Origin of the sequence: Candidatus Blochmannia sp. SNP (assembly GCF_036549215.1) — a bacterium.
In the GTDB taxonomy this organism is placed as follows: Bacteria; Pseudomonadota; Gammaproteobacteria; order Enterobacterales; family Enterobacteriaceae; genus Blochmanniella.
Map to the genome: position 1 here is coordinate 355,864 of NZ_CP144371.1, position 21,457 is coordinate 377,320.

The following is a 21,457-nucleotide window of genomic DNA, read 5'->3' on the forward strand; positions in this document are numbered from 1 at the left end:
TTAAATCTCCAAAAAATTTTTTACTAATTGTTGTCCAGGTATACCTGATTTTTCAGGGTGAAACTGAACTCCAAAAAAATTATTATATTCTATGACTGAACTAAATGATTGGCCGTAATTTGTTTCAGCAATGGTTATATGACATATTTCTATTAAATAACTATGTGCAAAATAAAAATAGTCATTTCTTTTTATACCATCAAATAAAGAATTTTTTTTAGGAACAGTAATAGTATTCCATCCCATATGTGGTAGTGGAAAACCATAGTATTTCATGCGTCTAATAGGTACATTAATAATTTTTAAGGTGTTGATGCCATTATTTTCGTCACTATGGGTACCGAATAACTGCATCCCTAAACAAATGCCTAATATTGGTTTAGTACAATTTTGTATTAACGTAACTAGATTTTTTTTTTTAATTGCTTCATCGCGGCTGCGGCGGTACCAACTCCTGGTAAAAACAGTTTATCTGCTCGGGATATAATATCAACTCTATCACTAATTATTGGATTATGCCCTAATTTATGCAACATGGTTTTTACAGAAAATAAATTAGAACAATTGGTGTTTATAATAACTATATTCATAGCAATGTTCCTTTAGAGCTTGGTATATTATTATTATTATTATCTATATAAATAGCTTGGCGCAATGCTCGACCAAAAGATTTGAATAAACTTTCTGCTTTATGGTGGTCATTATCCCCGATTGCTTGTAAATGTAAAGCACAGTTCATTTTTGAAGATAATGAACGGAAAAAATGTTCTATCATTTCAGTGCTGAGATCTCCTATTTTTTGAAAATTGTATTTAGCTTGATAGTGAAAGTATGTACGTCCAGAAAGATCTAATATACATTGCGCGATACTTTCATCCATAGGTAAGGTGAATCCAAATCTTCTAATACCACATTTTTTATTTAGTGCTTCACTTAAAGCCTCTCCTAATGTTAAAGCAGTATCTTCAACAGTATGATGGTCGTCTATATATAAATCTCCTTTTGCTATAATATTCATACGTAATCCAGCATGAATAGCTATTTGCTGTAACATATGATTAAAAAAATTAATTCCAGTATTAATATAACTTTTATCGCTTTGATCTAACCATATTTTTATATCTATATTAGTTTCTTCAGTGGTTCGATAAATATGTGCTGATCTGTAATGTTGCATTAAATAGTTTTTAATTTTTTTCCAACCAAAATTAATGTGATGGTACCGTATTCCTTGAATACCCATATTGGTTGCTAAGATCATATCAGTATCTCGGTCTCCAATAACATAACTATTAAATTTATTTAATTTATTATCGGTTAACCAAGAATTTACTAAAGCAGTTTTTGGTTTTCGACAATGACATTGTTCTTCAGGAAAATGAGGACAAATTAATATTTGATTAAACTTAATATCTTGAGATTGAAATATTCGAATCATCAGGTAATGCAGCTCATCAAATTTTTCTTTGGGAAATGAAATACTTCCTAGTCCATTTTGATTAGTAACTATAACAAATTCAAAACCTATATTTTTTAGCGCTATAAGAGCAGGAATAACGTGGGGTTCTAATGAGAACTTATCTAAAGAATCAACTTGAAAATTGTCTTTTGGTTCATTAATTAGAGTTCCATCCCGATCTATAAATAAAATTTTATGACACATGAGTGCTCCTATATTTATTTACGTAGGTGGATGATGAAACGCGTAGTTTTTTTAAGACAGAAATCACTCGTTTACATTCATTAAGCGTACCAATAGTGATTCGTGAGCAATTAATTAATCCTAGTTGTTTACTTTGATCTCTTAAAACTATACCTTGATTTAATAGTGCATTAAACACTTGATATTTTGGATTAAATCTAACTAATACATAATTAGCATTACTATTAAACACTTTTTGGACACAAGAGCATTGTTTTAAACCCGTAATTAATATGTCTCGGTTTGTATTAATTATAGCTATTCTGTTTTTAGTATATTGTATGTTTATTGGGGTTAAAGCTTGTTCTGCGATGTCAATTACTGGAATGGACAATGGATATGGTGCTATAACTTTTTCTAACAATTTAATAATTTCTGGATTAGCTAAAGTAAAACCGCAACGTATTCCTGCTAGTGCAAAAGCCTTGGATAAAGTTCTTAAAATAACCAAATGCGGATACGTGGATAACCAGCGCACTAAACTTGCATCAGGACAAAAGTCAATATATGCTTCATCAGTTATTAATAGCGCTCGATTTTGGATAATATTTAACAATTTTTTTAAACTATTTAAATGAATAATATTACCAGTAGGATTATTTGGATTACAAATATAAATTAATTTAACATCATTTAATTGTGACTTAATAGATACTAAATCAAGTTGCCAGTTTTTCTTTTTCGGTATGATCCGATAATTAATTCCTAAAATTTCTGCAGTGGTTTTGTACATACCATATGTTGGAGGGCAAAATATTATAACGTCTTTCCCAGGGTTACAAAATACTTTCATTAATAACTCAATACTTTCATCGGCCCCTCTGGATACTAAAATTTGATCAGGTCGTACTCCAGCGTAGTAAGCATATTTGTTAATTATTTCTTGTGGTTGGCACATAGGGTATCTGTGAATTTTTTTACAACGTAATTGATAATCGGGGGCGATCGGAAATTCATTGGCGTTAAGCCATATGTTACCTGAATGTGTTAATTTTCTGGCAGATTGATAAGGTTTTAGAGTTAATACATTATTCCTGGCTAAGTCACGAATGTTCATTTTGTTCCTTGATATGATTGATGCGATATATTACAGCATATTCATGAGCTTTTAATTGTTCAATTTGTGTTAATGTTTTGATTGTTGATGATAATTTTAAGAGTCCATTTTGGGTTAATTGTTGTACCGATATTCTTTTTTGAAAATCTACAACCCCTAAACCAGATGTGGTAATTGCACGTCCGTATGTAGGTAATACATGATTCGGCCCGCTTGCATAGTCTCCAGCAACCTCTGGAGACCAATTGCCCAGAAATATTGACCCGGCATTAATGACGTGATTTAAATAATCTTGGGCATTTTCAACGTGAATGATTAAGTGTTCTGGAGCGTAACTATTACTTATAGAAAAACATTCCATTAAATTATCAGTAATGATTATGCAGCCATTAATTAATGAATCTTTAATTATCTTTTTACGTGGTAGTATTTGTAATTGTTTATGTAGTTCTTGTTTTGTTTGCTCTGCAATGTGTATACTGGGAGTGGTTAGTATTATATGCGAATCAGGCCCATGTTCTGCCTGTGCTAAAAGATCTGCTGCGATAAAAATAGGATTAGCTGTATTATCTGCAATAATTAATACTTCGGAAGGGCCAGCCAACATATCGATAGCTGTTCCATTTGGTGCAAAATTAATTTGACGTTTTGCTTCGGTAACCCAAGCATTACCTGGTCCAAATATTTTATCTACTTTTGGAACAGATTCAGTACCAAATCCCATAGCAGCTATAGCTTGGCTTCCTCCTATTTGATAGATCTCATTGATTCCACAAAGTTGTGCAGTATATGTAATTATATCGGGCACCGGAGGAGGAGAACATAATATAACGCGTTTACATCGAGCAATATGAGCTGGAATGCCCAACATCATCACTGTTGATAGCAATGGTGCAGTGCCTCCTGGAATATATAGTCCGACAATGTTTAATGGTCGAATAATTTGGCGACAGTATACTTCGGGAGAAGTTTCTAAATTTATTTCTGAAGGATATTGTTCTTGATGAAATCGTGTAATATTTGTTATTGCAACGTGTATTGCTCTTTTTATTGTATTAGATAGATCATTACCTGAGTTTATAATAATTTCAGGTGGAATCTTTAATTGTTTAGTTTGTACGTTATCGAAATATAGATTAAATTTAAATAAAGCACGATCTCCTTCATTATGAACTTGATCCAGGATGTTTTTAACATTTGTACTGATATCCTTTGAATTATTGTCTATTGGACGGATAAGTAATCTCTTTCGTTCAGATTTAGAACAACAGTTCCAATAAATAATAGATATAGGATGTTCATAAGAACTCATAATATTATTCCATCATTTTTTCTATTGGTAATACTAAAATAGAACTGGCTCCAAGATTTTTTAAGTTTTCCATTGTTTCCCAAAATAATGTTTCATTGCTTACCATATATATTGCTACACGATGTTGATTTCCTGCTAATGGTAATACTGTTGGACTTTCTGCTCCAGGTAGTAAATTAATAATTTTTTCTAGTTGTTCAGTAGGAGCATGCAACATGATATATTTAGAGCCTCTAGCTTGTATAACTCCTTGTATCCGAATCATTAATTTATTTATTAATGATTGTTTTATGTTTGACAATTTTCCAGATCTTTGAATAAGACATGCTCTAGATCGATAAATTACTTCTACTTCATGTAATCCGTTAGCTTCTAATGTGGCTCCAGTAGAAACAAGATCGCAAATTGCGTCTGCTAGTCCAACTCGTGGCGCTACTTCTACTGAACCGTTTAGCAAACAAGATTTAAAATTGATACCCAATTTATCTAAATACTGTTTTAGTAGATGCGGATATGAAGTTGCAATTCGTTTTCCTTGTAAACATTTTGGTCCATTCCATGGTTCATCTATGGGTAAAGCCATGGATAGTCTACAATCTCCAAAATCTAATCGACGTAACATAATATAACAAGGATTATCTCCTTGTGATCGTCTTGACAACAATGCTTCTTCTAATACGTTTTCTCCGATAATTCCTAAATCTACAATACCATCCATCACTAAACCAGGAATGTCGTCATCTCGTACTCTCATGATATCGATAGCCATATTTTCTGCGAACGCTAGTAGGCGTTGCTGTTGTAAATTAATTTTAATGCCACATTGTTCAAGAAGTTGTTGAGATTCTTTGCTTAATCTTCCTGATTTTTGCATCGCTATTCGTAATCGTGATCTATCCAACATGATATTTTACCTTATGTAAAGAATTTTTTATAACTAAATACTTTAATAAAATTTGTACAATAGAAGTAATTTTGGCATTTTTAATGAACAAAGGATTCAAATTATTTCTATTGTTAATTTATTTGGAGGATCAGCCAGGACCATGGATGATAAATTAACACATGAAGTACAATTTTTTCATTAAAAAATTTTTAACACTTAATATTTTAACGAATATAATTAAATTTGTATAGGGTTAAATGTTATTCAGTTACTTTATTTTATACGTATATAATTAATATTATAATTAAATTATAAAATATTTAATAACATTTGATATATTTTTAGTCTAAAAATAGTTATATAAAAAGTTTTAGAATTATAATTATGACTATATAGTCATAATTATAATACGGCGTATGTCATATTTTTATGATATTATATTTATGTAGTAAAGTGACTTTTCAGTTAATTTAGTTGATACTAGATCGTGTTGTATTTGTATATATAGATAAAATACTAAAAATTATTATTTTTTAATGAAAATTAAAGCAATTTTCATAAAGATATTGATAATATTTTTGTAATAAATGCAGAAGTTTAGTTTTTTGTTTATTATAGTTATAGATTGATAAAAGTATATTTAATTTATCGTTATAAGCTTTTGATTGATTTTGAGTAAATAATTTGTCTTTGATGTAATTAAACCATTCTTGTTGTTCCTTCGAATTTAAAGTGTTAGGAAAGTTACGAGCTCTATAATAGTAGAACAATAGTTTTAAGCGACTATCAACATTTTCGATACATAAATTTTTTAAATTTTTTGGATGAGTTTTTTGGATATTTAAAATTATTTTTTGATCAGCATTATTAAAGAATCCATGATATAGTTGAGAATCTACATGGAAATTATTACGTAGAGCTTTTTGACGCATGTATGACTCAATGATAGTGTATAGTGTGTTTATTTTTTTACGTAAATGAATACTATTTTCATGAATTCTGAGAAAATTTAAATTTTTTGAACAATGTTGATAATTGATAGAAAATTGAATGGAATAATTGGTGTTAATACTATTTTTATTAAAAAAATTTATTGGTATTAGAATGGGGCATGCATTTAATCGGATTACCTGCAATGGTATATTTTTCAATATATCATGTATTGTTGTATGGTTGGAATATAGTTTTTGATATATTGTATTTATATTTAAATTTAACAAAGTATCAATATTTTCATTTAGATCGCATGCAATTAAAATATTAGAATTTGTAGGGTGCCAAGTAATTGGAGCTATATAAGTTATAAAATTATGATATTTATTGTTAATTTTTTTAGTTATAAATATTAGAGGTTGTGTAGTTTCTAGATCGATTATTTTTTTTAATTGGTATTTGGTACGATGATTAAATAAGAATTGAAATAATTGTGGTTGGACTTTTTTTATAAATTTTGTTAACTCTAAAGTAGCATATACATCTGACATAGCATCATGAGCGTTAAGGTGTGTTATAGAGTTTGCTTGTGTTAGGTCTTTTAGACGAAAGCTGGGGTTATTATGAATATTCAATGGCCATTTAATGCCATTTGGACATAGAGAATAATAAGCACGTAATACATGTAATAAATCCCAGCGTGAGTTTCCTTGTTGATAAGCCCACATATAAGGATCAAAAAAATTTCTATAGAAAATATTTCTACTAAATTCATCGTCAAAATGAATATTATTATATCCAAGTATGCAAGTATTAGGAATACAGAATATTTGGTTGATGCGACGGGCGAATTCAGCTTCTATCAAACCGTTATGTAAAGTATCTTGAGGAGTAATCCCTGTAATAAGTACTGATTTTGGATCAGGAAGATAATCGTCTGGTAATCGGCAAAAGAAAACTTTTTCTTTCTCTATGGGAGTTAATGTATTGTTAGTACGGATTCCAGCAAATTGTGCTGGTTTATCTAGTGCTGGGTTTATTCCAAAAGTTTCATAATCATAAAAAAAAAACTAGGGTTTTTAGTATTTTTATTTATTAACATCGTCACACCGGTACTTTCGGTATAAATAATATTCAAATTATTTATTAATATTATAAATCATATGTTTAGATTTGTTCGTAATATATTATATTTTATGACACAACATAAACAAAATGTAATCACGTATTATATATATTTAGTGTAATGTATCATAATTAATATAGTATAAAAATTATAGTATTTATAGACATCTCAGTATCATTTCAATATGAGTAATATTGTGGATTTTTCAATCTAATTAAAATTAAGTATTATATTATACGGATAATATTTATAAATTTAAATTTTAATTTTGATTTGATAAGGTTATAGAAATTTATTGTGTGTATATTTTTAAAATAAATATAAATAGGAGATGATTTATGAGCAATGATGTTAATAAATCGTTTTATGACGTATTGGAATTTGTGCGAATATTTCGTCGTAAGAATAAACTGCAACGAGAGATTCTTGATAATGAAAAAAAAATTAGAGATAATCAAAAAAGAGTATTATTATTGGGTAATTTAAGTGATTATATTAAGACTGAAACATCTGTAGAAGGGATACAAGTTATCATTACCAATATGCGTAATGATTATGAAGATCGAGTGGATGAATATATAATAAAAAATGCTGAATTATCAAAGGAACGTCGTGAATTATCAAAAAAATTAAATAATTTTAAAAAATCTATAGTTGATTAAATTTAATGGAAAGTTGATTTACGTTGAAATATTTATTTTATATATTCGTAATGAATTGATGATATATGCAGGTAAGATATTATCTATTACATATAATGCTGTATTGAGGAGGTAGTGGTCTGATAAAAACATAAGATATATGTTATGTCTTTTCTATTGTTATTAATTTAATGATAAGATTATGATGAGGATTATTAATCTTAATGTAGGTTGTTATGTCATGTTTCAATATTTAATTAAAATGTTTTGTGTATTTTTATTTTAATAATGAAATATTATTATGTATCTTAGTTGGGTTTGAGTAAGTGAATATAAGTATGTTTTGAGTATTTATTGTTTTGTATAATACTTATAGGAATATATTTTCTGATGTTAGTAGAGAGATTTCATTCATATTTAGTAATATGAATGATTTAACAGTGTTATAGTTTGAAATTGATTATTTAATAATTATGGTAATAGTTAATAATGATGCATTGTTATTAGAATTTGCTAAAGAAACTTTAGAGATCGAAATTAACGAAGCTCAAAGTATGTTAGGCAGGTTAGATGAAAGCGTTGTGTTTGCTTGTCGTATATTATTGAATTGTACAGGAAAGGTTGCAGTTTCTGGCATAGGTAAATCAGGTCATATTGGAAAAAAAATTGCTGCTTCTTTATCAAGCACGGGTACTCCTGCTTTTTTTGTTCATCCTGCAGAAGCTTTGCATGGTGATTTAGGTATGATTGGAACGAAAGATGTGGTGATATTTATTTCTTATTCGGGTCGTGCATGTGAAATAATTACTTTAATGCCATTCTTAGTAGAAAGCGGTATCCCTGTGATTGCATTTACTGGTGATGTAAGCTCTCCTTTAGCTAAAGGGGCTACGTGCGTTCTTAATATTAAGATAAAAAGAGAAGCTTGCCCCATGGAATTAGCTCCTACTTCTAGCGCAGTTAACACTTTAATGATGGGGGATGCATTAACAATGGCTCTTATGAGATATAGAGGGTTTAGTTTAGAACAATTTGCTAGATCTCATCCAGGAGGTATATTAGGAGCTCAATTACTCAATTGTGTACATCACTTAATGCGTACTGGGGAACATATTTCAAAAGTTTTTTGGGAGGTAACAGTAATGGACGCAATGTTTGAATTGAGCCGTACTGGGCTTGGATTAACTGCTGTGTGCGACAATCATATTCGTGTTATAGGAGTGTTTACTGACGGAGATTTAAGACGTTGGATGGTTAAAGGTAAATCTCTTGATGATCCTATTGATATTGCTATGACTAAACCTGGTTATCGTATTCCAAAAGAATGGCATGCGAGCGCAGCGTTAAAAGCGTTGTATCAACGAAAAATCGCCGCAGCACCAGTGGTGGATAAAACTGGAACATTAGTAGGTTCAATCAATATACATGATTTACACCAAGCTATAATAGAGTGAGTAGTTAGTTTTAATTTTAAATGAACTAAAACAACTAAAAATATTTTTATATATAATTTTTTTTAGTTATTTTGACTCCCCTGACTGGATTCGAACCAGTGACATACGGATTAACAGTCCGCCGTTCTACCAACTGAACTACAGAGGAACCAATAAATTAGATCCATACTATATTAATATATTTAATAATACAAGTGCTTAATGACAATCGGTTGAGTTAATCAGGTATTTAAATATGATGGGAAAACTGTGGATATTATTATTTATTTAATAATTGGATTATTTTTTTATAATCTCTTGTGGTATTTTAATTTAAATATAATAAGTTTATTATATTTAAATTAAAATAGATGTGTTTGTGTGTTATTTTCTATATGAAGGAATATAAAATTCTTTAGATTTTCAATAGGGAGAGATGCCGGAGTGGCTGAACGGAGCGGTTTCGAAAACCGTTTTAAAGAAATAATATCTTTCAAGGGTTCGAATCCCTTTCTCTCCGTTATTTTTTGAAAGTATAAACATTAATACTATATGATGTTTTAATGTTATGTTGAAGTATAAATGATTCGTATTCAATTAAAATGATTAAATAATTGATGATGAAAATTTATATTAATTTGCATGAGTCTTATTTTTTTCAATAATATTAATGTATATAATATTATTATTTATAATTGTATTATAATGTGTTGAAGATTATTTTCATTATTTTGTTGTAGATATAAAATGATAAGGGATATTTATTTTAGTTAGTGATGTTTTATATATTTATATGATATACCTTGTATAGGTAAATTAAAACAAATAATATAATTTATTTATCATTAATTTAAAGGATGATTGTATATTTTTATGTTTTATAAAGTAAATGTTATGGATTTAATTTATATATTTATAAAATATTTGGTTTCTATTGTATATAGATCATAAGAAGGTGGTTTTTACAAATATTACAGTAGAACAACGACGTTATTTTGCTGATTTTATCCATCCAGTAATTGGAATTAGTTTTTGTTAGTTTGAAGATATATATATAAATTTTAATTTTTTATAAAATGTAACAACTAATGATTTGTGATTTATATAATTACGATAGTGGCGGTGAGGAAGGGATTCGAACCCTTGATACATAAATTATGTGTATACATGCTTTCCAGGCACGCTCCTTAAACCACTCGGACACCTCACCAATTTAATAAGCAAATACTGAAATAATATAAAATTTTTGTTTCAGGTTAAGTATGATAGTTTAATTTAATCTGTTGTTTACTAGTATCAATGAAATGTACTAGTCTTAAATTAAGCATTAAAAATTTTCTAGTATCTTAAGTGAAATGATGTAGTAAGATATATTTATTATAATAAATGTACATTTCTAGTCATAGTTTACGTTTCTTGTCATTTTTGTTATTAAGTAAAGATTGAAAAGAGTAATATTTGAATTGAAAATATAATCCCAGTAAAGTAATTAAACCAATTATACTTAGAACAATCCAAGGTAATTGCATAAAATTTTGTGCTTTACCAATATCATATAACCATCCGCTGCCGCTATAACCTACAGTACCTCCTAAAGCTAAACTCAATTTACTAAAACCTATATAACTGCTACGTGCCTTGTAATCTGTTAATAAAGCCCCTAAAGTCTCTCTTGCAGGTTCAGCAATAATAGAACCTATGTAGAAAAAGCTAATTAGAATTAATAACATATGTAAGTTTTTAACTAATCCAATAGGAAATAAACTAATGATAATAGTTATTAACCCTACCATCAAGCGTGTTTCTAATTTGAAATATTTTTCACTCCACCAAGTTATAGGAATAATTAATAATAAAGATAAAATTGCTTCTATAATATACATATATTTTATATATGATAGTTGCCCAGATACTTCATGAATACGAATAGGCAACATTAACATCACTTGAGCTGATAAGATATAATATCCAGTTAGGGTAAAAACATAAATTATAAATCTTTGATTATTAAGTACTTTTTTTATACCTTCTAATAATGAATCATGGGAACTAGAAATTTTGTATGCAGGTAATCTCCAGGCGTTAAAAACTCCAGCGATGAAAAATAATGTTGCTCCGGTAAAGCATACCAATTTAAAGTTATATTGTAATAACCATGTGCCTAGTACGATACCTATTATAGCGCACATACTATCTTCAAGCATTAATACAGAATAAAATCTCCCTAATTCCCATGGGCGAACTAATTTAATTACTAGTGCAGTACGTGGCGGGTCAAATAATGTTCCACCTAATGCAGATAATACACATGATAAACATAATAATATAGGAGTATTTGCAATACTCATTATAATAAATCCTACAGTACGCATAAATAATCCGGATACGATCATGGGTTTTGCGCCTAATTTATCAGCGAAGGCTCCGCTAAAAATTCCTAATCCTTGTTGAATAAATTGCCGTAATCCTAAAGCAAATCCTACTAAAAAAGCTCCCCATCCTAGCTGTTCGACAAAATATATTGAAATAAGTGGAAAAACAACATAAAAACCTATAACTACAAACATATTATCTATAATTAAAAAATATTTACCTAGTCTTCTAGCTTGCGATATTGTATACATGGGTCTCCGTGTGTGTATTTTGTATACGTTTTTGTTTACTGTGTATTAAAAATATCTTTAGTAGTTGTGTATTTTTGTTTTTGATTACGGTGTAAATTAACATGTATCTTATATGTTTTATGAAACATTTAAATATACAAATATTAATATTTATATATATATGTTTGTTTCTTATATATTTTATTCTAAATATAATACTGAATAATAAAAGTGATTATCTTTACTAAAGATTGCTAATATGTGTAAATTTTTATATAAACACACAGTTAACCAGTTTTATGATAAATTTAAAGAAAGCATTTTAAGCGGTCATTTTGTTTGTAAAGCTTATAGCATAAGAAATATGGTTGTTGTTATTAGTTGTTTTTAATAAGTACCATGTTTTATGCGTATCAATACATATACTACATTATAACAGAGATATATAATAATTATAGCTTATATATACGTTCTATTGGTATTTTGAATATATGATTTTAAAATAGAAAATATTTTTTAATATAATACTATTGTTTATAGAACTGATTATTATAATTTATGTAATTCGGCGCAATTTTGTAATTTATGATAAAAATTATGTTTGTATAATACTATATTTATATTGAATTTTTTTGAAAATTTTTTAAATATAATGAATCTGTTAAAGTCGCTGACTTCAATGAGTTTTATAACTATGTTATCTCGTATTTTGGGTTTTATTAGAGATACCATTATAGCTCGAATGTTTGGTGCCAGTGTCATGACAGATGCGTTTTTTGTTGCTTTTAAATTACCTAATTTATTAAGACGTATTTTTGCTGAAGGAGTGTTTTATCAAGTTTTCTTGCCTATATTATCAGAATATCGATGTCGTGATAGTGAAGAAGAAACACGAGTATTTATTTCTAGAGTCTCTGGTATGTTAATATTTATGCTGACTATTATCGTCGTCATTGGGTTATTAACAGCACCTTGGATTATTGCGGTTACTGCTCCGGGTTTTGATAGTTCTACAGAAAAATTTATTATGGCTATTAAAATGTTTAGAGTGATGTTTCCTTATATTTTATTAGTGTCATTGACATCATTGATGGGATCTATTTTAAATACTTGTAATTTTTTTTTAGTACCATCGTTTACTCCAATTTTTTTAAATATTAGTATGATCAGTTTTATGTTATTTGCAGAGTATTTATGTTCTCATATTCCTATTATGGGATTGGCTTGGTCAGTTATTGTAGGGGGAGTATTACAGTGTGCTTATTGTGTGCTATTTTTAAAAAAAATTAATATGCTAGTTATTCCAAAAATGAAATTTTATGATAATAGAGTATGTAGAATATATAAATCAATGGTTCCTACTATAATTGTTGTTTCAAGTAGTCAGATATCACTGGTTATTAATACTATTCTTGCTTCTTTTTTGAGTGATGGCGCTATTTCTTGGATGTATTATGCTGATAGATTAATGGAGTTACCTATTGGAGTTTTTGGAGTAACATTAACTACTATTTTATATCCATATTTGTCTCGTTTTATTTCTAATAAAAATTACGAAGATTATTCTTGTTTGATGAATTGGGGGATTAAGTTATGTTTTATACTAAGTTTACCAAGTGCTGTTATTTTAGGAGTTTTGTCTAAACCATTAATAATAACATTGTTTAAGTATGGAAAATTTTTAGAATTTGATGTATTAATGACACAATATTCTGTAATTGCATATGCAATAGGGTTACCTGGGTTAATTTTATCTAAAATATTGACATCTGCTTTTTACTCGCGCCATGATATTAAAACTCCAGTCTATATAATTGTTATTGTCCTTATTTTTACTCAATTTATAAATTTAACGTGTATTCATTCGTTAAAACATGTTGTTTTTTCTTTTTCTATTAGTTTGGGGGCCTGGTTAAATGCAGGGTTGTTATATTGGAAATTTAAAAAAAAATATTTATTTCAATTGCAGTCTGGATGGTTGTTTTTTTGTGGTCAATTGATTATTGCTCTTATTATATTGTATGCAGTATGTTTAGGATTGTTAATGTATATATCTGATTGGACGCAAGGGCGTATTTTTTATAGATTAATTAGAATGATAGTTGTTTTAATATTAGTTAGTAGTAGTTATTGTATAACGCTATGGTGTGTAGGTATTCGGTTAAAAGATTTTATTTTTTTAAGTAGAGAGAGTAAGTAGTGTTCGTTTTATTAAATAGAAGACGTATTAGTATATCACATATGTCTTATTGTTTTGATTCCTAATAAATTTAATCCTTTTTTTAAAATACGAACAGTAATCGATGCTAATTTTAATCTGCTATATTTTATGTGTATATTGGTTATTTTAATAATTGGACAGTTTTCATAAAAAGAAGAAAATAACATAGATAATTTATATAAATAAGAACATAAAATGTGAGGAGTGCCTTGATTTGCTACTGTAGTAATTGTTTCTTCAAATTGAAGCAAACAAATTGCTAACAGTTTTTCTTCTTGAGTTTCTAATTGAATATTGTTTTGTTTTAGTTGAGAATCAATTGTTTTAGATCGTTCAAAAATAGAAAAAATTCTAGTACATGCATATTGTATATAAGGAGCAGTATTTCCTTCGAATTTTAACATGTTATTCCAATCGAATATATAATTTATAATACGGTTTTTTGACAGTTCAGAATATTTGATAGCACCAATACTAATAATATGTGCTAGTTTATTTATTTGAGCATGTTTTAAATTAGAGTTTTTGCTTAATATTAATAAACGAGCACGTTTTAGAGCTTCATCTAATAATGTTTTTAATTTTAACGCATTACCAGATCGTGTTTTAAATGGTTTTTTATCTGTTCCAAGTAGCATACCGCATATATGATGCTCTAACAGCACTGATTTATCTAGATAACCTGCTTTATGGGCAATTTCCTGTGCTTGCATTATATGTTGTTTTTGACGACTATCGATATAATAAATAATTCTGTCAGCATGCAATATTTTGCAGCGATATTTTATGCAAGCAATGTCAGTGGTACTATATAGGTATGCTCCATCTTTTTTTTGAATAATTACTCCGAAAGGAGTGCCATTTTTATTGTTATAATTTTTTAGAGGCACTACAATAGCTCCATTACTTTTAATTGCTAAGCCTTTGTTTTTTAAATCCGATATAATATTAGGAAGCATATTATTATAAAAACTTTCTCCCATGATATTTCTTTTTTTTAAAGTAACATTTAATCGTATGTATATATTTTGATTATTTGATATAGAGATATCTACTAAACGTTTCCATATTTGACAGCAATATTTGTCTCCTTTTTGTAATTTTAAAACATAATTTCGAGATAATTCCGCAAAATCAGGATCAATATCATATATTTTTTTAGCTTCTTGGTAAAAATACTCTAATGTAGATAATTGTATGGATTTATTTAATAAAAATTCAGGCTGAATATTTTTTTCTATATAAGCAATAAGCATACCAAATTGAGTACCCCAATCTCCTATATGATTAACTCTAATGACATTATGTCCTAAAAAAGACAAAATACGAGCAACACTATCTCCTATAACAGTTGAGCGTAAATGTCCAACATGCATTTCTTTTGCAATATTTGGGCTAGAGTAATCAATAACAATGGTTTTTGGCGTGACTGGGGCAATACCTAAACGAGGCTCTGAAAAAATATTATTAATTTGATGAGATACCCATTTTGGATTCAAAAATATATTAATAAATCCTGGTTGTTCAATTTTTGTTGTTTTAGCGATATCATTTAGATCGATAAGTTCTATAATTTTTTTAGCAAGTTCTTCAACGGGGATATGTAATTTTTTGGAAATAGTTATTAATCCATTAACTTGATAGTCTCCAAATTTTGATTTTGTTGATTGTTGTATTTGTATTAGATTGGAAACAGATTTATTCGTAATGAATAATAAAGCTTGATTTATTTTTTGTAGTAAAAATGTTTTAATATTCATATAAACATAACTCAAAATATATTATCTAATAATATTGGATGATATATTAATTTCCAGTAATGTAAATTACAAATTTTGTTTTATAATTTCAAATATATTTTTGAGTTATGATCTATCCGTTAAGTATATTTGTTATCTTGGATAATCATAGGTTATGTAAAAATTATTTAGGAAACTAATGAAATAATTATTGTGTATGTACGTAGTACAATACATCGTATTTTTGAAGAATGAAATATTTTAGCTTTATTTTGGAAAGAGAATTTATTCTAGTTTTAATTAAATTTATTTAAATTATAGTTTTATAATAATACATAGTTTTGACTAAAATAAATTGCATATATTTTAGTCAAAACTATGTATTTAATTTTTGTTAAACATTAAGATATTATTTAATCAAGGTATTTAATATAAGATACGATTGACTGCAATAAATTTAAGTATAGCTCAGAATGAGTGTTCTTTAATTTTAAGAAGTAATTAATATAATATCAGATAATGTTTTTATTTGTATGAATTATTAAAATTAAAAAATATATACATATTATATATAAACAACATTTTGATATGAATTTTCTAAAAATATATTTTATGCAATTAAACATTCATGATTAGAGGGATTTGTATGCGTACTGCATATTGTGGACAATTAAATTTGTCCCATGTTGGATTGGAAGTTACGTTATGTGGTTGGGTAAGTAAATATCGTAATCTTGGTGGTTTAATATTTATTGATTTACGTGATAGAGAAGGATATATACAAGTATGTTTTGATGTTAATCAAAACAGAAAAATGTGTATATCAGCAACCACATTGAAACAAGAATTTTGTATTCAGTTAACAGGCGTGGTTCGTGCACGACCTAAAAATCAAATTAATAGAAATATGGTTACTGGTTCTATTGAAATAGCTGCAAAAAACTTCATTATTCTTAATACTTCTGAGCCATTACCATTAGATATTAATCATAATAATATTGAAGAAAATAGATTAAAATATCGTTATCTTGATTTAAGACGTCCAGTTATGTTACATCGAATAAGAACTCGATCGCGTATTATATCAATTGTTCATCGTTTTATGGAATTAGAAGGATTTTTAAATATTGAGACACCAATATTAACAAAAGTTACTCCAGAAGGTTCGCGTGATTATATTGTTCCTAGTAGATTGCATATAGGTAAAAGTTATGCTTTACCTCAGTCACCTCAGATATTTAAGCAATTATTAATGGTTGCTGGATTTGATAGGTATTATCAAATTACTAAATGTTTTAGAGATGAGGATTTACGTTCGGATCGTCAGCCAGAGTTTACTCAAATAGATATTGAAACTTCTTTTATGTCCGCACAAAAAATACGAGAACTTATGGAGATTTTTATTCGTATTATTTGGCGTGAAATTCTAAATATAGAATTAGGAACGTTTCCTCAGTTGACGTATTCTGAAGTAATTCAACGTTTTGGATCTGATACTCCAGATTTAAGAAATCCAATAGAAATGATTGATATATCATATTTATTTAAGTTAAGTCAAAATAGGCTACCCTTTATGCGCACAAATAATATTGATATGCAGGTAGTGGTGATGAAAGCGCCTAATGGCAGAAAACTGACGCAAAGACAGATTGATGAATATATTTACTATACTAAAAAATGTGGTTTGCAGGAATTAATGTGGATTAAGGTTGTTCAATATAATAATGGTAATGCTAAAAAGGAAATTCATGGACCAGTTATTGACTTTTTAGATAATTCAGTATTGGATATTATTTTAGAAAAAACTAATACTAAAAATGGTGATATTTTATTTTTTGGATTTAGTGAGGATCAAAATCAATCTATTACAAAAATATTAAGTCCTTTAAGATCTAAATTAGGTAATGATCTTTGTTTAATTAAAAGAGATTCTTGGGCTCCGTTGTGGGTAATAGATTTCCCGATGTTTAGAAAGAATAGCTATGGGCAACTTGTATCTATGCATCATATTTTTACTTCTCCAAAAAATTGTGATATTCACGATTTACAGAAAGATCCATTATTAGTGGCTTCAGAAGCTTATGATATGGTTGTCAATGGGTGCGAAGTTGGTAGTGGATCAGTTCGTATTCATTCATTTAATTTACAAAAAGCAGTGTTTAATATTTTAGGTATCACGCAAAATGAACAGCAAGAAAAATTTGGGTATTTAATGAATGCTTTAAAATATGGAGCGCCTCCTCATGCTGGTTTAGCATTTGGTTTAGATCGTTTAACTATGTTGTTAACTGGAGTTAAGAACATACGAGAGGTTATTGCATTTCCTAAAACTACAGCAGCAATAGATTTAATGGTTAATGCACCTGATTAATATATAATTAAATGGTTGGTTTAGTATCATAGTATTTTATGTGGTACATCTATCTGTTAACTATACTTTAAAAGTGTTTAAGGAAGCTATTTTTAGATGTTTTAAAACATAAAAAGTAATAAATAGAATATTTAGTTTTCATGTTGTTTTGGACAGATTGCTAGGTAATGTGATGTTTAACAGATAGTATTATTAATGTTAAAGTTTTTATTCTTTTTTATATTTTATTTTAGTTTTTATTAAGTGTTATTCTCTTTGTTAGAAATCGTAATATAAGGCTATTAATTGGTGTGTAGTATTATAGTTCGTTCCATTAAGTTATTATATCGTTATTTACATAAATGTTATTTTATAATGTCATCTATATTGCTACTAATTATTATAGTTATGACTATTTGGAAATTTTTTATTCCGTGTGTATTTAATGAAAGTAAAAAAAAAATTAATAAGGAATTTTATCTTAAGAAAGATGAGTCTAATCAATTTGAAATTATAAAAAATGAAAGATTTTGTAATAGTGCAATGGTGTATTTTAATATTTTAAAGAAACACTTATATTACAATAAATTATCGAAAGAAATAAATGTGTATAACTATATGGTATGTCAGAATGATGTTTTGAGTGAAATTTTAATAAAATATAGTAGTGATGGTATTGATATTTCTGGGATTTCGCTTTTATTGCAACAGTATCCAATACTTAGGAAGTTAGAAACAGGACAAATACTTTCTTGGATGATAATTACAAAAAAAAAATTACAATGTTTAGTTTGGGATATTTTTCCACAGGAAACTCGTATATATAATCGGGTGCATGCTAGTTTTACAGAAGGCATTATTAGACTTTTAAATCAATTAAATAATAGTTTATATCCTGCAATTTTATTTATAGGTGAATTACATGGAACATTTATCGATAGTGCTCGTGCTTTAGGTATAGAAGAAAATTATATTGTAGATATAAGTAATGCATTACAACATCAATTAGATTTTCGAAAATTGCGTCAAGGGGATAGGTTTGCGGTATTGATGTCAACAATGATGGATAGCAGCCACAATGTTAAAAGTAAATTACTCGGGGCAAGATTATTTACTTCTGGTAAAAACTATTATATATTTCGTGCAGATAACGGTAAATTTTATGATCGCGAGGCTGTAAGATTGGAAGGAAGTTTTATACGGTTTCCTACATTAAAACCATTTCGTATATCTTCTAATTTTAATTTAAACAGATTAAATCCTGTAACCGGACAAGTATCTCCCCATGCCGGGGTTGATTTTGCTATTCCCATTGGCACTCCAGTTTTTTCAGTAGGAGATGGAGAAGTTATTGTAAGCACATATAGTAAAATTGCTGGTAATTATATAACAATTAGACACAGCCGTCATTGTATAACTCGGTATATGCATTTGAAAAAGTTATTAGTTATCCCTGGACAAAAAGTTAAACGAGGTGACAATATAGCATTGTCTGGTAATACAGGTCGATCAACAGGTCCTCATTTGCATTTTGAAATATGGATTAATCATCGCCCTGTGAATCCATTAACTACTAAGATTTTAAATGTTGATAAATTATCAGGAAATGAACGTGTCATATATTTAAATCAAGTAAAAGATATTATTTCAAAACTACGTTTTGATTAGAGACATGTTTTGTGATTATTGATTAATAACTAGGGTCTGAGTTTAATGAGAAGTAAACATTATATATTGTATATGTGGGGATATGCGATGTATGTATTTTTTAAATTAATTTACAGGAAGATATTGAGATAAGAATAATTATTCTACTTGTAAGATATGGCTTATATTCATCATATCACATTTATTGTATGCGTCGTTTTGTATCATAACTACTAATTCACCAGATGTGAGAAATCCTTTGTCACGTAATAAATTTCTAGCATATTTTGCATCTATCACATTATCGCCTGTTCGATTAAAATAAATAGGAATAACTCCTTTATAAAGAGTAACTATATTTAAGGTATGCTTATGTTGAGATAAAGCAAAAATAGGTAATTTTGAATTAATACGAGACATTAATAATGTAGTATTTTCAAATTCAGTTAGGGCGATGACAGCACTTACTCCTTCCAAGTTATTAGCAGTATACATTGCCGATATGGCTATAATTTCTTCGACGTTATTGAATTTTTTTTGATGGGTGTGTGTTAAAAAATTGACGTTTGAAATCTTTTCTGCGCCTAAGCAGACATTTGCTACTGTTGTTACAGTTTCAGATGGATATTGACCTGTAGCAGTTTCAGCAGATAACATAACTGCATCAGTGCCATCTAATACTGCATTAGCTACGTCCATTACTTCTGCGCGAGTAGGCATAGAATTATGAACCATAGATTCCATCATTTGTGTTGCAGTAATTACTGCTCGATTAAGAGCACATGCTCTTTTTATTATTTTTTTTTGAACACCTACTAGCTCTGGTTCTCCAATTTCTACTCCTAAATCTCCTCGAGCTACCATAACTGCATCTGATGCATGAATAATATCATCTATTGTTTCATCGGATGCAACTACTTCTGCACGTTCTATTTTAGAAATAATTTTTGCGTGACTACCAGCATCTACAACTAATTTTCGAGCAAAATTTAAATCTATACTGCTACGTGGAAATGATATCGCTAGGTAATCAACTCCAATTTGAGCTGCAGTCATAATATCGATTTTGTCTTTATTTGTTAATACTTTTGCTGAAAGTCCACCTCCTAATTTATTTAGTCCTTTTCGATTAGTTAAAATGCCTCCAATAATTACTTTAGTATAGATTTTAGTATTATGGATGGTTATTACTTTTAGTTGAATTTTCCCATCATCTAATAGAAGTAAATCTCCTGAATGTACGTCTTGTGCTAATTCTTCATAATCAACACCTATACATTTATGATCACCTATATTGTTCCTCAGCATGGCATCAATTAAAAAGTTATCTCCAGATTTTAAATATATTTTGTTACCTTGAAAAGTTGAGATACGGATTTTAGGTCCTTGTAAATCTCCAAGAATAGCGACGTGTTTTCTTAGTTTTGAGGCAATCTCGCGTACTTTTTTTGCACGGATAAAGTGTTCTTTTGTTTCTCCATGAGAAAAATTTAGTCGTACTATATTTGCTCCTGAAACAATTATTTTCTCAAGGTTATTATCTTTATCTGTAGCAGGTCCTAGAGTGGCGATAATTTTTGTTCTTCTCAATTGGCGAGGCATAATTAATTCCTTATGGACTTAAGCATAAACAATAAATATTAAAGAATGATGAATAATCATCATGTTGTTAATGTATGATAATTGTTATTATTTTACATTAAATCTTAATATGTTATATGGTAGTTCTATATATAGTATAATATCTATTTTGAATATCTATAAAATAATCTATTAATATTTTTTATAAATATTAATAGTGCAGGAG

At 28.3% G+C, this 21,457-nt stretch carries 13 protein-coding genes, 3 tRNA genes and 2 pseudogenes; 7 read left to right on the forward strand and 11 right to left on the reverse strand.

Annotated features, from left to right (window positions below; genetic code table 11):
* The 5 genes and pseudogenes from hisH to hisG all read right to left on the reverse strand — a co-directional run bounded on the left by hisH (position 1) and on the right by hisG (position 4,975).
* Positions 1-590 (reverse strand): annotated as a pseudogene (gene hisH, locus VOI34_RS01465) (imidazole glycerol phosphate synthase subunit HisH).
* Positions 587-1,663 (reverse strand): bifunctional histidinol-phosphatase/imidazoleglycerol-phosphate dehydratase HisB, encoded by a 1,077-nt coding sequence (hisB, locus tag VOI34_RS01470; protein WP_331828673.1) that lies wholly within the window; start codon positions 1,661-1,663, stop codon positions 587-589. Before hisB ends, hisH begins: the two are co-directional and overlap by 4 nt.
* Positions 1,653-2,759, reverse strand: a complete 1,107-nt coding sequence (gene hisC / locus VOI34_RS01475) for a histidinol-phosphate transaminase (RefSeq protein WP_331828674.1) — start codon at positions 2,757-2,759, stop codon at positions 1,653-1,655. Before hisC ends, hisB begins: the two co-directional genes overlap by 11 nt.
* Positions 2,746-4,071 (reverse strand): histidinol dehydrogenase, encoded by a 1,326-nt coding sequence (gene hisD / locus VOI34_RS01480; RefSeq protein WP_331828675.1) that lies wholly within the window; start codon positions 4,069-4,071, stop codon positions 2,746-2,748. The genes hisC and hisD overlap by 14 nt, the downstream gene beginning before the upstream one ends.
* 4 nt (positions 4,072-4,075) lie before the next feature.
* Positions 4,076-4,975, reverse strand: a complete 900-nt coding sequence (gene hisG, locus VOI34_RS01485; RefSeq protein ID WP_331828676.1) for an ATP phosphoribosyltransferase — start codon at positions 4,973-4,975, stop codon at positions 4,076-4,078.
* A 52-nt stretch (positions 4,976-5,027) separates the two neighbouring features.
* Between hisG and VOI34_RS01490 the strand changes: the two genes are divergently transcribed.
* The gene (locus tag VOI34_RS01490) at positions 5,028-5,159 is read left to right on the forward strand and encodes a hypothetical protein (RefSeq protein ID WP_331828677.1); all 132 of its coding nucleotides are present in this window, start codon (positions 5,028-5,030) and stop codon (positions 5,157-5,159) included.
* A 331-nt stretch (positions 5,160-5,490) separates the two neighbouring features.
* On the opposite strand, the pseudogene sbcB reads toward VOI34_RS01490, so the two are convergent.
* A pseudogene (sbcB, locus tag VOI34_RS01495) lies at positions 5,491-6,948 on the reverse strand (exodeoxyribonuclease I); the annotation flags it as partial.
* Positions 6,949-7,354: 406 nt separating this feature from the next.
* On the opposite strand from sbcB, the gene tmaR reads away from it, so the two are divergent.
* Both tmaR and gutQ read left to right on the forward strand, forming a co-directional pair.
* Complete coding sequence (gene tmaR, locus VOI34_RS01500) at positions 7,355-7,678, forward strand: PTS system regulator TmaR (RefSeq protein WP_331828678.1); 324 nt, start codon at positions 7,355-7,357, stop codon at positions 7,676-7,678.
* Positions 7,679-8,130: 452 nt separating this feature from the next.
* On the forward strand, positions 8,131-9,111 hold the full coding sequence (gene gutQ, locus VOI34_RS01505) for an arabinose-5-phosphate isomerase GutQ (RefSeq protein WP_331828679.1): 981 nt from the start codon (positions 8,131-8,133) through the stop codon (positions 9,109-9,111).
* 75 nt (positions 9,112-9,186) lie between these two features.
* Here gutQ and VOI34_RS01510 read toward each other — a convergent pair.
* Positions 9,187-9,259, reverse strand: a tRNA-Asn gene (locus tag VOI34_RS01510).
* Between the two features lie 261 nt (positions 9,260-9,520).
* Between VOI34_RS01510 and VOI34_RS01515 the strand changes: the two genes are divergently transcribed.
* Positions 9,521-9,610, forward strand: a tRNA-Ser gene (locus tag VOI34_RS01515).
* A 597-nt stretch (positions 9,611-10,207) separates the two neighbouring features.
* Here VOI34_RS01515 and VOI34_RS01520 read toward each other — a convergent pair.
* A tRNA-Ser gene (locus VOI34_RS01520) sits at positions 10,208-10,300 on the reverse strand.
* A 190-nt stretch (positions 10,301-10,490) separates the two neighbouring features.
* Positions 10,491-11,714 (reverse strand): multidrug efflux MFS transporter MdtH, encoded by a 1,224-nt coding sequence (mdtH, locus tag VOI34_RS01525; protein ID WP_331828680.1) that lies wholly within the window; start codon positions 11,712-11,714, stop codon positions 10,491-10,493.
* A 631-nt stretch (positions 11,715-12,345) separates the two neighbouring features.
* Here mdtH and murJ point away from each other — a divergent pair.
* On the forward strand, positions 12,346-13,893 hold the full coding sequence (murJ, locus tag VOI34_RS01530) for a murein biosynthesis integral membrane protein MurJ (RefSeq protein WP_331828681.1): 1,548 nt from the start codon (positions 12,346-12,348) through the stop codon (positions 13,891-13,893).
* Between the two features lie 35 nt (positions 13,894-13,928).
* Here murJ and argS read toward each other — a convergent pair whose 3' ends face one another.
* The gene (gene argS, locus VOI34_RS01535) at positions 13,929-15,674 is read right to left on the reverse strand and encodes an arginine--tRNA ligase (protein WP_331828682.1); all 1,746 of its coding nucleotides are present in this window, start codon (positions 15,672-15,674) and stop codon (positions 13,929-13,931) included.
* Between the two features lie 625 nt (positions 15,675-16,299).
* Between argS and aspS the strand changes: the two genes are divergently transcribed.
* Positions 16,300-18,024: an aspartate--tRNA ligase gene (aspS, locus tag VOI34_RS01540; RefSeq protein WP_443092752.1), complete on the forward strand. Its 1,725-nt coding sequence runs from the start codon at positions 16,300-16,302 to the stop codon at positions 18,022-18,024.
* A gap of 288 nt (positions 18,025-18,312) precedes the next feature.
* Positions 18,313-19,671 carry a murein DD-endopeptidase MepM gene (gene mepM / locus VOI34_RS01545; protein WP_331828684.1) on the forward strand — a complete coding sequence of 453 codons (1,359 nt, stop codon included), beginning with the start codon at positions 18,313-18,315 and terminating at the stop codon, positions 19,669-19,671.
* Positions 19,672-19,809: 138 nt separating this feature from the next.
* Here the strand turns inward: mepM and pyk are convergent, their stop codons facing one another.
* Positions 19,810-21,252 carry a pyruvate kinase gene (gene pyk / locus VOI34_RS01550; protein ID WP_331828685.1) on the reverse strand — a complete coding sequence of 481 codons (1,443 nt, stop codon included), beginning with the start codon at positions 21,250-21,252 and terminating at the stop codon, positions 19,810-19,812.
* Positions 21,253-21,457 lie beyond the last annotated feature (205 nt).

Coding starts and splice junctions, on each gene's coding strand:
- aspS (WP_443092752.1), top strand. CDS start 16,300: ATGCGTACTGCATATTGTGGACAATTAAATTTGTCCCATGTTGGATTG.
- hisC (WP_331828674.1), bottom strand. CDS start 2,759: ATGAACATTCGTGACTTAGCCAGGAATAATGTATTAACTCTAAAACCT.
- hisB (WP_331828673.1), bottom strand. CDS start 1,663: ATGTGTCATAAAATTTTATTTATAGATCGGGATGGAACTCTAATTAAT.
- hisD (WP_331828675.1), bottom strand. CDS start 4,071: ATGAGTTCTTATGAACATCCTATATCTATTATTTATTGGAACTGTTGT.
- tmaR (WP_331828678.1), top strand. CDS start 7,355: ATGAGCAATGATGTTAATAAATCGTTTTATGACGTATTGGAATTTGTG.
- mdtH (WP_331828680.1), bottom strand. CDS start 11,714: ATGTATACAATATCGCAAGCTAGAAGACTAGGTAAATATTTTTTAATT.
- pyk (WP_331828685.1), bottom strand. CDS start 21,252: ATGCCTCGCCAATTGAGAAGAACAAAAATTATCGCCACTCTAGGACCT.
- hisG (WP_331828676.1), bottom strand. CDS start 4,975: ATGTTGGATAGATCACGATTACGAATAGCGATGCAAAAATCAGGAAGA.
- murJ (WP_331828681.1), top strand. CDS start 12,346: ATGAATCTGTTAAAGTCGCTGACTTCAATGAGTTTTATAACTATGTTA.
- argS (WP_331828682.1), bottom strand. CDS start 15,674: ATGAATATTAAAACATTTTTACTACAAAAAATAAATCAAGCTTTATTA.
- gutQ (WP_331828679.1), top strand. CDS start 8,131: ATGGTAATAGTTAATAATGATGCATTGTTATTAGAATTTGCTAAAGAA.